Here is a 13,876-nt window from a genome sequence, read left to right on the forward strand (position 1 = left end):
ATCGTGCCAGACGCGGCCGCGTCACCGCGTCAGGGAGTTGCCGTTGCGGCGCGTCCGACTTCTCGGCGCAACGCGACGAGGAAAGGAATGCCGACGATGCCCATCGCGCAGAACCCGTAGATCGCCGAGAACCGCAGCTCGTCACCGGCGAGGAACACCGAGTGGGCCAGCGCCGAACCGAGCCATGTCCACACGAACAGAACGAGGGGCGCGGTGTCGGACATGCGCGAATCGGCCGCGCGGCGGACTGCGATTCGATCGCCGACGACGTCGATGACGGCGGCCATGATCAACGCCGTACCCAACCAGCCGAGATAGTTGCTGACCGGGATCGACGGAATTCCCGGCAGACCAGCGATGTCCGACGTCCAGGTCCATTGGCCGTCGGTGACCATCTGCGTGTCGAGGTAGAGGTCCCAGCCGACCATTCCGACGGCCGTCGCGACCACTCGGTGACGTCGTCGACGTCCCTCGGTCATACCGCTGCGATCGAGCACGTAGCCCACCGCGCACCAGATCGGGTAGAAGCCGGCAGTCCAGGCCAACGGGACGACGGCCGGAACACCCAGGATGTCGGGACCCAGCCTGCCCGTCGCGTAGAAGTAGCTGCCGAACGGGAACCCGGTTGCGGTGCCGACGATCTCGGCCAGAATTCCGATGCCCGCTGTGGTTGCGAACAGCACCGACGCCCAGGCGACCCCCCGTGTGACGACGGCGTGCGCCAGCACCGCGGACGCGAGGAACCCCACGACCGCCACGGTCACCAGGTCGCGCCCGGTGCCCGAGACGAGAGGGTAGGTGATCTGAGATGCGATCGCTGCGGCGACGAGACCCCACACGAGCCGGTTCATCGGACCTTGTCACCTATCCATCGACGTAGTCGTCCCTCGCGTGCGTCCTTCACGGCGATCCTGGCGGCGCTGCGGCCGGATGCGGCCGAGACTCCGCCGCCGGGGTGTGTCGATGCCCCCGTCAGATACAGACCGGGTGCGTCCGGAACTCGATGAGACGACAACTGCGGTATCGGTCGCCACATCATCATCTGGTCCAGTGACATCTCGACGTGCATGATGTTGCCGCCGATCATCCCGAGTTCACGCTCGATGTCGGCCGGGGACTGCACGTGGCGCGCGAGAACCGACTCGTCGAAACCCGGTGCGTACGAGCTGATCTCGGCGACGATTCGGTCGCCTTCCCACTCGGCCACGTCGCGGGCGTCGACGCGGCCCCCGTCCCCACGCCACGCCCGGTTCCCCGACAGGGTGTGCGGATGCCACTGCGACCAGAGGGAGACCTGGTGTTGGCCCGGGGGAGCGACGCTCGGATCCAGTGCGGTGAAGGACATACCGAGCACCACGGGAGTCGGAGGAAGTTCCCCGGCGGAGGCGGCCCCGTGCGCGAGACGCAGGTGGGCACGATCGCGCACCAGCAGTTGGAGTCCGCTCGTGGCGTGCGACGGGTCCTCCGCACTCGCGTATCGAGGGAGCGCGTCGGTCGCGAGGCGGACGGCCATGCCGATCCCCGGTCCGACGCGGACAGCTCGACGCCACCCGTCGATCCGGCCTCGGTCGTAGCCGCCTGCGGCGAGGAGATCCAGTGTGGCGAGGACGTGACAACCCGCGACGACCATGCGGCTTCGCAGAGTGCGGCCCGACGTCGTCGTCGTCACCCATTCGTTGTGCCGTCGCGACACCGAGACGACGGCGTCGCCGAGGGCGATCGAGCCTCCCGCAGAGGTGAGCTTCGAGATCAGCGCCTCGGTGAGGGCGCCACTGCCGCCGATCGCGCGTCCGGGCGGGAGCGTGTGCATCAATGCTGCGAACCCGACCATCGGCGCCGTTCCCGGCTCCGACATCGGCGGACCCGACTGTGCACCGAACCACGCGAGAGCGGCCTTGAGCCGTTCGCTGTCGAACGTCTCGTCGAGCAGTGCATCGCCGGTGGTCAGAAATTCCCGCGACAGCGCGCTACCGCCGTCGGGGGCGCCGAGTCCCCAGAAGGAGCGGAGGAGATTCGGGCCTGTCGGAGGCGCCGAGAACGCACGCATCGTGCGTGCGCTACGGGGTCCCCAGACGTCGACGAATCGGCGGTATGCGGCCGCGTCGGAGGAGCCACACGCACGGGCGATGGATTCGCAGGTGCGGTCGAGGTCGCGGTGAAACACGAGCGCGGGCTCGTCGGTGCCGGGGGCTCCGGGAGCGAACGCCCACGGATCGCAGTCGACGTAGCGCAGTCCGTGTTCCGCCAGGCCCAGCTCCTCGATGACCCCGGTATGACGGACCATGATGTGCGCGGACGAGCCGCGGTCCACCCGATGTCCCGGGAAGCGCTCGGCGGAGGACACACCACCCCCGGCTATGACGTCGCGTTCGAGCACTTCGACGGCCATGCCGGCCTCGGACAGGTAACAAGCGGCGGTCAGGGCGTTGTGTCCCGAACCGACGACGACGACGTCGATCACGTCTTACACGCTACGGGGCCGCCGAGACTTCGATCGGCAGCGTGCGGCCGAGCACCGCGAACGGTCGTCGATCGCCCGCGAAGGTGAAGTCGCGCAGTACGTCCTGAAAACCGAGCCTGCGATACAGCCGCCACGCGCGGTTGGCCTCGTGGGCGACCTCCGGTGTGGACAGCAACACCGTTCGTTCTTCGCGCCCGTGCAGGAGGCGGTGCGTGAGGGCGGCGCCCAACCCGTGTCCCTGCGCGCTCGGCTTGACATGCAGTTCGGTGAGTTCGAAGTAGTCCGACAGGACGGAATCGACGTAGTCGGCGCTGCACCCGGACCTACGCAGGCCGTCGCGTACCTGCTGATGCCACCACTGGTGTCGGGCTCCGCGATAGCCGTACGCGATGGCGACCATCGGTGTGTCCGGCGTCGGAAGCACGGCTGCAACCCCACGCCATCCCGGTCGAAGTACGTGCTCGTTCCACATCGGTGCGCGGTGGTACTCCGTGCCACGCGGATACCCCATGGCCTCGACGTAGATCGACAGCGCCTCGGGCATGCGTTGCCGGATCTCCTGGGGGGAGAGGTCCACCAGGTAGGGGGTCGTTTCCGCGTCGGTGTCGACTGTTCTCAACCTTTCCTTGACTACTTGTCGGTGGGCACAGCTATATTGAATATGTCGAACGGGTGTTCGATGTCGGCGATCCGGCGGGTCTCGAGGGAAGCGAGACTCGCCGGGTTCCGACCCTAGAGCTTTCATCATGGTCCGGGCGTGTCGGAATGTGATCACGAACGGCGTATCGAACAGGAGGTGTTCGAGTATGGCCACACAAGTTATCCGTGCCGATGTACGTCCGCCGGTGTCGCCGCGTGCCAGGGTGCTCCTCGGTCGAGCCGACGCATTCCTGTCTCGGTCCATCGGTGCTGCGGATGCTACCGAGCGATTCCTCGACTGCTACATGGCCGCTCTGCGAGGTGCTGCCGCGATCCTCGAGGTCAGTCCCGTGTCGACCTCTCGCGCACGCTCTCGCAGTGCGTGGGTTCTGCTGAGCAAGGCCGCACCCGAGTTCGACGCGTGGTCCGAGTACTTCTCCGGCTACTCGTCCATCAGGGCGGACGTGCAGGCCGGGTTGTCGCGTTCGATCGACGACGTGGAGGCCGACGCGTTCTATGCCGAGGTAGGTCGGTTTCTGCACGCCGTGGAGGATTTCATCGGTGCCGACACTCGGCTGGATCGCGCGGACGGCGCACGTCGCTCGATGACGGCGTGAGCGGGTGAAGCGTGTTTCGGCGTGTAATGCGTAACACCGCAAATCGGACTCGAGAAGTGCGTGCGTGTGTCCTGTACAGCAGTTCTTCCAACAATTTCAGGAACTCGTCGAGCGAGTAGGTGGTAAGCAGTCGATTCTGCTCGTATCATTGGACTCAGGTAGCCGCCAAGGTCAGCTTCCCGTCGTTTCACACCCGAAATGACTATCAATTTCTGTGCAGGGGGAGGTACCGTGCCACTCTCCGAGCACGAGCAGCGCATGCTCGACCAGATCGAGAGCGCTCTCTACGCCGAGGATCCCAAGTTTGCTTCTCACGTCCGTAGTGGACGTATGCGCACTGCATCGAGCAAGCGCCGCTTCCAAGCAGCAGCTTTGTTCGTGCTGGGGCTTGTTCTGCTGATCGCGGGGTTGGCTCTGCCGGTGAAACCCGGTGGATTCCCTGTGATCAGTCTCGTCGGCTTCGTCTTCATGTTCGGTGCGGGCGTCCTGTTCCTTCTCGGCGGATCCCGTAAGGGTGCTCCTGCAGCGCAAGAAGGTGCATCGGGCGAGGGTAGTTCCGGTCGGTCCTCAGGGGCTGGTGGTTCGGGACAGAAACCCAAGTCCGGACGGAAGGGCGGCGGCTTCACCTCGCGCATGGAAGATCGCTTCAGACGGCGGTTCGAACAGGAGTAGACGCGGGGACGCCCGGACCGTGATCGGCCGGGTCGAGTAGTACAAATGCAAATTCGCAACACCGGAGCGGTGCCTCACGACGTGAGGCACCGCTCCGGTGTTTCTGGTGTCAGTCAGTCGACCCTGTCGACAGCCGCGAACGCGCCGGCCCGTCGTGTGAACCCGGTCGCGAGCCCCACTGCGCGCGGGGACAAGCCCTCCGGAATCGACGAATCCCCACTTTCCTCCACTTCGCCGCCGTCGTCGCCGACATTCCCCACTTCGACCCACGCTGTACGGATTTCGCCGATCCGCCGCGACGCGGGACTTCATCGACCTGCGGAAATAGGCGTGGGCGACGGGTGCAGCGCGTGATCCTTGCGATTGCGACCCGAGTTTTCCCCACCTTCCTCCACGCGTCGTACCTGCATGTTTGTGCCGCGTCACACAAATTCTTCGCTCGGTGGGGTTGAAGGTGGGGCAAAGTGGGGTAAAGTGGTGGACAGCGGAGAGCCCGGGCTGGGAGGTGTCGAGTGTTCCTCGGTACCTACACGCCCAAGCTCGACGAGAAGGGTCGATTGACGTTGCCGGCAAAGTTTCGCGAAGCACTCTCGGGAGGTGTGATGGTGAGCAAAGGGCAGGATCACAGCCTCGCCGTCTACACGCGCGAAGAGTTCGCCGAGCGTGTTCGCCGACTCACCGAAGCGTCCCGATCGAACCCCGTGGCACGGTCCTACATTCGTCAATTGGGCGCAGGCACCGACGAGCAGCAGGTCGATGCTCAGGGCCGAATCACGCTCAGTGCCGAACATCGTCGGTACGCAAATCTCGGTCGAAACGTCGTCGTGAACGGATCGATCGAATTCATCGAGATCTGGAACGACGAGGCGTGGGCTCGGTACTCCAGCGAGAGCGAACAGAGCTTCTCCGACGCGTTCGACGAATCGCTCGGAGGGATCTTGTAGCTCCCTTCGATCACCGCCGAGTGCCGCGAGGCCTCTGCCCGATCAGAACCCTGACGTACTTCCCCGACGCCAGGTTTCGCAGATCAGGACCCTGACGTTCTTCCCCAACGCCAGGTTCCCTATCGGACAGGGACCTCGAGGCATTCAGCACACCATCGATCGACCAGCTCGCCGCCCGGCGGCGAGCAGAAGCAAGACCGGGAGGAATCATTGTGGCAGGCGAGGACATTTCGCCCGACCCGGATAGCGCTCCCGAGCCGTCGACACCGAAGCATGTTCCGGTTCGACTGGGTAGAGCAGACGAGCTGCTCGGTCCCGCGCTGATCGCGGCAGACGAACACGGCGGCGGAGTGATGATCGACGCCACGCTCGGACTCGGGGGACACTCCGAACACTTTCTTCGCACGTACCCCAACATCCGGTTGATCGGACTCGATCGCGATCCGAACGCTCTCGAGCTCGCGTCGGCACGCCTGTCCGAGTTCTCGTCGCGGACGACATTCGTGCACACCACGTACGACGGAATCGCGATGGCCCTCGAGCAAGCAGGGTTGGACGAGCACGACACCGTGCACGCAATCCTGTTCGACCTCGGTGTCTCGTCGATGCAACTCGACGAGGCGGATCGTGGGTTCGCGTACTCGGTGGACGCACCGCTGGACATGCGGATGAATCCGACGACGGGCATCACTGCGGCCGACGTGCTCAACACGTACAGCCACGGCGAGATCGCGAGGGTGCTGAGCACGTACGGCGAGGAACGATTCGCCGGCCGAATCGCGTCCGCGATCGTACGACGCAGGGAGACGACACCGTTCACGACCAGCGGACCGCTCGTGGAACTGCTGTACGAGTCCATTCCTGCAGCCACCCGTAGAACGGGCGGGCATCCCGCGAAGCGAACTTTTCAGGCTCTCCGTGTCGAGGTGAACGGAGAGCTCGATTCGTTGGAGAAAGCCGTACCTGCCGGGCTCGACGCACTGGCGGTCGGCGGTCGCGTGGTGTTCATGTCGTACCAATCCCTCGAGGATCGGGTCGTCAAGAAGCATCTCGCGCCTCGCATCAAATCGAGATCGCCCGAAGGGCTCCCGGTCGAATTGCCCGGCATGGGACCGGAATTCCGGATGCTGACCCGCGGCGCCGAGCGCGCTTCGGACGAAGAAATCGAAGACAACCCGCGTTCGGCGCCCGTGCGCCTGCGTGCAGCCGAGCGAATTGCGAGGAGAGCGGCATGACCATCACCGCGGGTTCTGCAGGAACCAAGCGCACCCGTCGCACCCGGTCGTCCGATGACGGCGCACCACGGTCGGGTGCCGCTCTGCGCGCGTACGAGCGTCGACAGCAGCGCGCATCGACCCACGGTGTCGCGGTTGCGCCGAGCAGCAGTCACGGGGCTGCGCGCGTCGGGGGGTCCGGCGCGTCGATCGCGGCGCGAATCCCGTTCGTGGCGTTGATCATCGGGTTGTTGACGCTCGGGCTCGGACTGACGTTGCTGCTGACCACGCGGTCGGCGGGGGACTCGTACGACCTCAGCGACGCGAAGGCGTACAACGAACGTCTCGTGCAGGAACGGGCGTCGTTGCAGCGTGACGTCGAACTTGCCGATTCCGCACCCGAACTCGCTCGGAAGGCGGCCGAACAGGGCATGGTCCCGGCCGCGAACGCCGCACGACTCGTCGTGTCGCCGGACGGAAGCGTTCAGGTCATCGGTACGCCCGCTCCGGCCGAGGGCAAGCCCGTCGCACCGTTGGATCCACCGGCTACCGACGCCGACACGCCTCGGCTGCAGACCAGTTCGCAGCAGTCGACCAGCACGCAACCGACCGCGAGGGCTGCATCCTCGGCTCCTCCGGCGTCGGCCGCCACGCCGAACACGTCCAATAACGCCTCGTCCGAGGCTTCCGGTGAACAATTGGTTCCCATGAGTACCCCGTCGGCCAGTCCAACGGGTAGTCCGCAGTGACACGCCCGGGAGTGGAGCCTGCAGGAATGACCCGGATATGCGCGGGAGTGGAGCCTGCAGGAATGACCAGGGCAAGCGCGGGAGTGGAGCCTGCAGGAATGACCCGATGACACGGCCGACCACCGGGGCTCCTCGTCGTCGACCGTTGCCGCACAACGCCGTTGGTGGCGCACGTCCGCGTGACGGGGCGCGGGGCCAGCGTCCGGCTCCGCGCGCCGCGGGTACGCCCCGTCCGCCGCGCCGGCCTGGGTCGGGGAAGTTCGATGCGTCGTCGTTCGGCTTCCGACACGGGCTCGGCCGCTGGTTGATGTTCGGCGTTCTCGCAGTTGTCGCGCTGCAGCTCGTGTGGATCATGGGTATCAACGGTTCGCGGCTGTCCGCGGAGGCGGCGTCGCAGCGGACCACGACACTCGTCGACCCCGCGATGCGGGGCTCGATCACCGATCGCAACGGCAAGCCCATCGCGTTCACGATGGAAGCCAAGGCGCTGACGTTTCAGCCCGTTCGGGTTCGGGGCGAACTGGACGACGCACACGCGAAGGACCCGAGCAAGCCGACGACGGACGACCGGCTCGCGGCTATTGCCGCCGGAATCCACGACGCGCTGGGCGATGTCGCGAAAGAGCAGGACATTCTGGCGAAGCTGAAGAGCAACGACACTTTCACCTACCTGGTTCGAGGGGTCGACGCCACCGTTGCGAGCAAGATCAACGACGAGTTCGAGGAAGTCGGTCTCGAACGACAGGACATTCGCGAGTACCCGGGCGGATCTCTGGCGGCCAACATCGTCGGCGCAACCGGATGGGACGGTCACGGTCTCCTGGGCTTGGAGGATGCACTCGACTCGACCCTTGCGGGTACCGACGGTTCGGAGACGTACGACCGCGGCTCGGACGGTGCCGTCATCCCGGGTAGCTGGCGAGACAAGCAGACGGCTGTCAACGGTTCGAGCGTCGAACTGACCATCGACGCCGACCTGCAGTACTACGTCCAGCAGCAGGTCCAGCTCGCGAAGGACCTGTCGGGGGCGAAGAATGCATCGGCGTTCGTGCAGGACGCGCACACCGGCGAGGTGCTCGCGATGTCCAACGACAACACGTTCAATCCCGGAATCGGCGTCGGCAACAACGACCGCAACAAGGAGATGGGCAACCTGGCCGTCTCCACACCGTTCGAGCCGGGGTCGGTGAACAAGATCATCACGGCCGCAGCCGCGATCGAGTACGGACTCACCACCCCCGACGAAGTGCTGCAGGTACCGGGCAACATCTTCATGTCCGGGGTATCGGTCAAGGATGCGTGGGACCACGGCGTCGTTCCCTACACCTCGACCGGCGTGTTCGGTAAGTCGTCGAACGTCGGAACACTGATGCTCGCGCAACGAGTCGGCGAGGACCGTTTCGCGGACATGCTGTCGCGATTCGGACTGGGCCAGCGCAGCAATGTCGGTCTACCCGGTGAGAGTGCGGGCAGCGTGCCCAGCCGCGACCAGTGGTCGGGCGGTACGTTCGCCAATCTTCCCATCGGACAGGGTTTGTCGATGACCCTGCTGCAGATGACGGCGATGTACCAGGCGATCGCCAACGACGGGATGCGGATTCCGCCGCGCATCGTCAGGTCCACGATCGCTCCCGACGGCACGAAGACCGAGACCGAACGTCCCGAGGGCACGTACGTCGTCAGCCCGCAGACCGCGGCGACCGTGCGCGACATGTTCCGCTCGGTGACGCAGGACGACACCGGAAATCAGCGAGGAACCGGCGTCGCAGCAGGGGTCGAGGGCTATCAGATCAGCGGCAAGACGGGTACCGCGCAGCAGGTCGATCCCGACTGCGGCTGCTACTCCAACTCGAGTTACTGGATCACGTTCGCGGGTATCGCTCCCGCGGACGATCCTCGGTACGTGATCGGAATCATGCTCGACGCTCCGACTCGCAGCGCCGACGGCTCGGGCGGTCAATCGGCTGCGCCGCTGTTCCACAACATCGCGAGCTGGATGCTGCAGCGCGACAGCGTCCCGATGTCCTCGGAGGGACGCAGGTTGGTGCTGCAGGCCGACTAGACCCGTTTCGCGAAGAACGTCCTGGTCGGGTCACGATCCAGCATCGACGGCACGTCCCGTTTCACGTCGAGGACGGACTCGCCGGTAACCTGACTCGTCGGCCGAGTCCGGATACGGACGCTGTCACGCTCGGCCGTATCAGGTGAGATTCTCGGTCGCCGCGACCACCTCACAGCCCGAGCAGAAAGGAGCACAGTGCCCGTGCCAGCACCAGGGTCGGCTCCGTCCGACACTCGCCCCTCTCGGCCGCCGCAGACGTCGCTCGACGACATCGCCGCCGCATCGGGCGCCTCGGAAGTCGCGTCGGCCTCGTCGACGCGCCGAGCTGTCACCGGCGTCGACCTTCGCGCCCAGGACATTCGAGACGGAGACCTGTTCGCCGCGCTTCCCGGATCGTCCGTGCACGGTGCGACATTCGTCGCCGACGCGCTCGAGCGCGGCGCGGCAGCGGTACTCACCGATCCGGCAGGCCTCGACATCGTGCGTCGGACGTTCACCGAGATACCGGTACCGGTCCTCGTGCACGACGCGCCTCGCGCGGTACTCGGCGCCGTCTCCGCGCTCGTCTACGGCAACCCGTCGGAACACATGACGGTCATCGGTATCACCGGCACGTCGGGTAAGACCACCACGTCGTACCTTCTCGAGGCGGCACTGACCGCGGCAGGGAAGGTCACCGGATTGATCGGCACCATCGAGACCAAGATCGCCGGATCTCGCGTGCCCAGTGCGCTGACCACCCCCGAGGCCCCGCGGTTGCACGCACTGTTCGCCGTCATGCGCGAGCAGGGCATCGACACCGTCGTGATGGAGGTGTCCAGTCACGCGTTGTCCCTCGGACGCGTCGACGGCACCGTGTTCTCCGTCGGGGCGTTCACGAACCTCTCCCAGGACCACCTGGACTTCCACGACTCGCTGGAGGACTACTTCCAGGCCAAGGCGCGGTTGTTCGCCGCCGATTCGTCCGTCCACACCCGGTCCGCCGCGGTCTGTGTGGACGACGTCTGGGGCAAGCGAATGGCCGAGATCGCCCTGTCTGCAGGCTCGGCCGTCGTCACCGCCTCGGTCGGCGCCGAGTCCGACTGGACCGTCGCCGACGCCGCGACGAACGACGACGGATCGCAGAGCTTCACCGTCGTCGATCCGTCCGGTGAACGGCACCCGGCGTCGATTCGCCTGCCGGGGCGGTACAACGTCGCCAACGCCGTTCTCGCCGCCGCGGTGTGCGCGGCCGCCGGGGTCGACGTCGACCGCGCGATCGCGGGCATGGCCGCCGTCGACGTGCCGGGACGAGTGCAGCGCATCGAACGCGGACAGGACTTCCTCGCCGTCGTCGACTACGCACACAAGCCGGCCGCGGTCGAAGCCGTCATCGAGACGCTGCGAGCGCAGAGCCGCGGACGTATCGCAGTGGTTCTCGGCGCAGGAGGCGATCGAGACACGGGAAAACGCGCGCTCATGGGTGCCGCCGGCGCTCGAGGCGCGGATCTGCTGGTGGTCACCGACGACAACCCACGCTCGGAGGACCCGGCCGCAATACGTGAGGCCGTCGCGTCCGGGGCGCTTGCCGTCGACGCGCACGTGCGCGGCGAGGTTCGCAACGTCGGTGGCCGCGCCGACGCGATCGCCGAAGCCGTGCAGTGGGCGCAGGCAGGCGACGTGGTGCTCGTCGCGGGCAAGGGCCACGAGACCGGACAAGAGGTCGCGGGCGTCAAGCACCCGTTCGACGACAGGCAGGTCCTCGCCGACGCCATCGACCGCAGGATCCACGCAGAATCCGGAGTGACATCGTGATTTCCCTGACGTTGCAGCAGATCGCCGACGTGGTCGGCGGAACCCTGCACGACGTGCCCGACCCGAACCTCGTGGTCGACGGCACAGTCGAGTTCGACTCGCGCAAAGTGACGGCCGGGGGCTTGTTCCTCGCGCTGCCCGGCGCCCGCGTCGACGGACACGATCACGCCGCGGCGGCGATCGACGCAGGTGCCGTCGCGGTTCTGGCTGCACGCCCCATCGGCGTACCTGCGATCGTCGTCGAGCCGACACCGCACGACGGCCGGGCCATGGCCCTCGAACACGATCACGACGGTTCGGGCGCTGCCGTGCTGGCGGCATTGGCGACGCTCGCACGCGCGTCGGTGATGGAGCTGAGCGCGAAGACCGGGCTCACTGTCGTGGGCGTGACCGGGTCGTCGGGCAAGACGTCGACGAAAGACCTGTTGGCGTCGGTGCTGGCGCCACTGGGGTCGGTCGTCGCACCGCCGGGGTCCTTCAACAACGAACTGGGTCATCCGTGGACCGCTCTGCGCGCCGACGAGCAGACCACGTTCCTCGCGCTGGAACTGTCGGCGCGCGGGGTAGGCCACGTCGCGTCGCTGGCACGTACCGCGCCGCCGCGCATCGGCGTCGTCCTCAATGTCGGAACCGCGCATCTCGGCGAGTTCGGATCGCGCCAGAACATCGCGCTGGCCAAGGGCGAACTGGTCGAGGCTCTTCCGAGCGCAGCCGATGGGGGAGTCGCGGTTCTGAACGCCGACGACACACTCGTGCTCGAGATGCAGTCGCGCACCCGGGCTCGCGTCGTGACGGTCGGCCTCTCGTCGGACGCCGACATCCGCGCAACGAATGTCCGGCTCGACGCCGACGCGCGGGCGCGCTTCACTCTCGTGACAGCGGACGGGGAGATCGACATCGCACTCGCCGTCCACGGAGAACATCAGATCGGCAACGCGTTGTCCGCTGCCGCCGTCGCTCTCGAATGCGGTGCAACCCTCGAGCAGATCTCGACGGCTCTGTCCGGTGCGGCAGCCGCGTCGGTGCGTCGCATGGACGTGCGCACCCGAGCTGACGGCGTCACCGTCGTCAACGATTCCTACAATGCCAACCCGGACTCGATGCGGGCCGCGCTCAAGGCGCTCGTGTCGATGTCGCGGTCCGACGACGGTCCGCGCAGGCGCACGTGGGCCGTGCTCGGCGAAATGGCCGAACTCGGGCAAGAATCGATCATCGAGCACGATGCGATCGGGCGACTCGCCGTACGGCTGGACGTCAGCCGGTTGATCATCGTGGAGTCCGGACGGTCGACGAGGGCCATGCATCAAGGTGCCGTGATGGAAGGTTCGTGGGGCGAGGAGTCCATGCTCGTGCCCGACGACGCGTCGGCCATCGAGGTGTTGCGGTCCGAGGTGGCACCGGGCGACGTCGTCCTGGTGAAGGCGTCGCAATCCGTGGGTCTGTGGACGGTCGCCGACGCGCTTCTGTCGGACGGGGTCCAGCAGTGACGACGATGCAGCAGTGAAGACGGTCAGTGAGCGGGACGGGGAGAGACAGACGATGACACCGGAGGCAACGCAGTGAGACAGATCCTCTTCGCCGGAGGCATTGCGCTCGCTGTGGCGATCCTGCTGACGCCAGTGCTGATCAAGGCGTTCTCCAGGCAAGGTTTCGGCCAGGAGATCCGGGTCGAGGGCCCGGCGAGTCATCAGTCCAAGCGCGGCACCCCGACGATGGGCGGCATGGCCATCCTGGCCGGCCTCTGGGCGGGCTACTGGGGTTCGCACCTCATCGGCATCGCGTACGACGCCGACGGCCCGTCGGCGTCGGCACTTCTCGTGCTGGGGTTGACGACGGTCCTCGGCCTCGTCGGCTTTCTCGACGACTTCATCAAGATTCGCAAGCGTCGCAACCTCGGCCTGAACAAGACGGCCAAGCTCGTCGGCCAGCTGTTCGCCGCGGTCATCTTCGGCATTCTCGCGTTGCAGTTCCGCGGCCCGAACGGCCTCACCCCTGGCAGCACACAGTTGTCGTACGTCCGCGACATCGCGACGGTCAGCATGGGTTCCGTCGTCTTCATCCTGTTCTGCTACCTGCTGGTCAGCGCGTGGTCGAACGCGGTGAACCTGACCGACGGCCTCGACGGCCTCGCCGCGGGATCGATGACACTCGTGCTCGGCGCGTACACCGTCATCACGTTCTGGCAGTACCGTCAGGCATGCTCCACCAGCCCGGGCCCGGGCTGCTACGACGTGCGCGACCCGTTGGACCTGGCGCTGATCTGCGCGTCCGCGGCAGGCGCGTGCATCGGGTTCCTGTGGTGGAACGCGGCCCCGGCCAAGATCTTCATGGGTGACACCGGCTCGCTCGCCCTCGGCGGTCTGCTCGCCGGACTGTCCATCGTGACGCGCACCGAACTCATCATGGTCGTCATCGGTGCTCTGTTCGTCGCCGAGGCTGCATCGGTTCTGATCCAGATAGCCGTCTTCCGATCGAGTAGGCGACGCGTGTTCCGGATGGCCCCGATCCACCACCACTTCGAACTCGGGGGATGGGCGGAAACCACGGTCATCATCCGGTTCTGGCTGCTGGCGGCGATCTCCTCGGCGGTCGGTCTCGCGTTGTTCTACAGCGAATATCTCGCGGCAGTCGGAGGGTAGGGCCCAGTGACGCAGGAGTGGAGCCCGCAGGAACGACCAGGGAGACAGACACGACTTCGCGCGCTCGACGACGAGGATCTGACGC

At 66.3% G+C, this 13,876-nt stretch carries 12 protein-coding genes; 9 read left to right on the forward strand and 3 right to left on the reverse strand.

The genetic code is table 11. From position 1 onward, the window contains the following. Positions 1 to 29: 29 nt before the first annotated feature. The 3 genes from A3K89_RS00970 to A3K89_RS00980 are packed head-to-tail and all read right to left on the reverse strand — an operon-like array spanning position 30 to position 3,080. Positions 30 to 851, reverse strand: coding sequence for a carotenoid biosynthesis protein (locus A3K89_RS00970; protein WP_068420665.1), 822 nt, complete (start codon positions 849 to 851; stop codon positions 30 to 32). Beyond that, on the reverse strand, positions 848 to 2,461 hold the full coding sequence (locus A3K89_RS00975) for a phytoene desaturase family protein (protein WP_084423502.1): 1,614 nt from the start codon (positions 2,459 to 2,461) through the stop codon (positions 848 to 850). Before A3K89_RS00975 ends, A3K89_RS00970 begins: the two co-directional genes overlap by 4 nt. Positions 2,462 to 2,471: 10 nt before the next feature. Beyond that, entirely contained in the window at positions 2,472 to 3,080 is a 609-nt protein-coding gene (locus A3K89_RS00980) for a GNAT family N-acetyltransferase (RefSeq protein WP_068420667.1), read from the reverse strand. Positions 3,081 to 3,267: 187 nt separating this feature from the next. Between A3K89_RS00980 and A3K89_RS00985 the strand changes: the two genes are divergently transcribed. The 9 genes from A3K89_RS00985 (at position 3,268) to mraY (ending at position 13,791) form a co-directional block, all read left to right on the forward strand. After that, positions 3,268 to 3,717 carry an SAV_6107 family HEPN domain-containing protein gene (locus A3K89_RS00985; protein WP_068420669.1) on the forward strand — a complete coding sequence of 150 codons (450 nt, stop codon included), beginning with the start codon at positions 3,268 to 3,270 and terminating at the stop codon, positions 3,715 to 3,717. A gap of 231 nt (positions 3,718 to 3,948) precedes the next feature. Next, positions 3,949 to 4,389, forward strand: a complete 441-nt coding sequence (locus A3K89_RS00990; protein ID WP_068420670.1) for a DUF3040 domain-containing protein — start codon at positions 3,949 to 3,951, stop codon at positions 4,387 to 4,389. Positions 4,390 to 4,901: 512 nt separating this feature from the next. Beyond that, positions 4,902 to 5,333: a division/cell wall cluster transcriptional repressor MraZ gene (gene mraZ, locus A3K89_RS00995; RefSeq protein ID WP_068420672.1), complete on the forward strand. Its 432-nt coding sequence runs from the start codon at positions 4,902 to 4,904 to the stop codon at positions 5,331 to 5,333. 227 nt (positions 5,334 to 5,560) lie between these two features. Beyond that, a complete protein-coding gene (rsmH, locus tag A3K89_RS01000) occupies positions 5,561 to 6,568 on the forward strand; it encodes a 16S rRNA (cytosine(1402)-N(4))-methyltransferase RsmH (RefSeq protein ID WP_174551338.1) in 1,008 nt (335 codons plus the stop codon). Then, complete coding sequence (locus A3K89_RS01005) at positions 6,565 to 7,296, forward strand: hypothetical protein (RefSeq protein ID WP_240930840.1); 732 nt, start codon at positions 6,565 to 6,567, stop codon at positions 7,294 to 7,296. The genes rsmH and A3K89_RS01005 overlap by 4 nt, the downstream gene beginning before the upstream one ends. 106 nt (positions 7,297 to 7,402) lie before the next feature. After that, complete coding sequence (locus tag A3K89_RS01010; protein WP_167674213.1) at positions 7,403 to 9,358, forward strand: peptidoglycan D,D-transpeptidase FtsI family protein; 1,956 nt, start codon at positions 7,403 to 7,405, stop codon at positions 9,356 to 9,358. A gap of 195 nt (positions 9,359 to 9,553) precedes the next feature. After that, a complete protein-coding gene (locus A3K89_RS01015; RefSeq protein WP_068420678.1) occupies positions 9,554 to 11,152 on the forward strand; it encodes a UDP-N-acetylmuramoyl-L-alanyl-D-glutamate--2,6-diaminopimelate ligase in 1,599 nt (532 codons plus the stop codon). Beyond that, a complete protein-coding gene (locus tag A3K89_RS01020; RefSeq protein WP_068420679.1) occupies positions 11,149 to 12,639 on the forward strand; it encodes a UDP-N-acetylmuramoyl-tripeptide--D-alanyl-D-alanine ligase in 1,491 nt (496 codons plus the stop codon). The genes A3K89_RS01015 and A3K89_RS01020 overlap by 4 nt, the downstream gene beginning before the upstream one ends. 72 nt (positions 12,640 to 12,711) lie before the next feature. Beyond that, the gene (mraY, locus tag A3K89_RS01025) at positions 12,712 to 13,791 is read left to right on the forward strand and encodes a phospho-N-acetylmuramoyl-pentapeptide-transferase (protein WP_068420681.1); all 1,080 of its coding nucleotides are present in this window, start codon (positions 12,712 to 12,714) and stop codon (positions 13,789 to 13,791) included. The last annotated feature ends 85 nt before the right edge of the window (positions 13,792 to 13,876 follow it).

The sequence above is a fragment of the Rhodococcoides kyotonense genome (assembly GCF_001645385.1).
Lineage (GTDB): Bacteria > Actinomycetota > Actinomycetes > Mycobacteriales > Mycobacteriaceae > Rhodococcoides > Rhodococcoides kyotonensis_B.

Excerpts from the sequence above, each read along its gene's own strand:
- A3K89_RS00970 (WP_068420665.1), bottom strand. The coding sequence starts at position 851 with ATGAACCGGCTCGTGTGGGGTCTCGTCGCCGCAGCGATCGCATCTCAG.
- A3K89_RS00985 (WP_068420669.1), top strand. The coding sequence starts at position 3,268 with ATGGCCACACAAGTTATCCGTGCCGATGTACGTCCGCCGGTGTCGCCG.
- A3K89_RS01005 (WP_240930840.1), top strand. The coding sequence starts at position 6,565 with ATGACCATCACCGCGGGTTCTGCAGGAACCAAGCGCACCCGTCGCACC.
- A3K89_RS01010 (WP_167674213.1), top strand. The coding sequence starts at position 7,403 with ATGACACGGCCGACCACCGGGGCTCCTCGTCGTCGACCGTTGCCGCAC.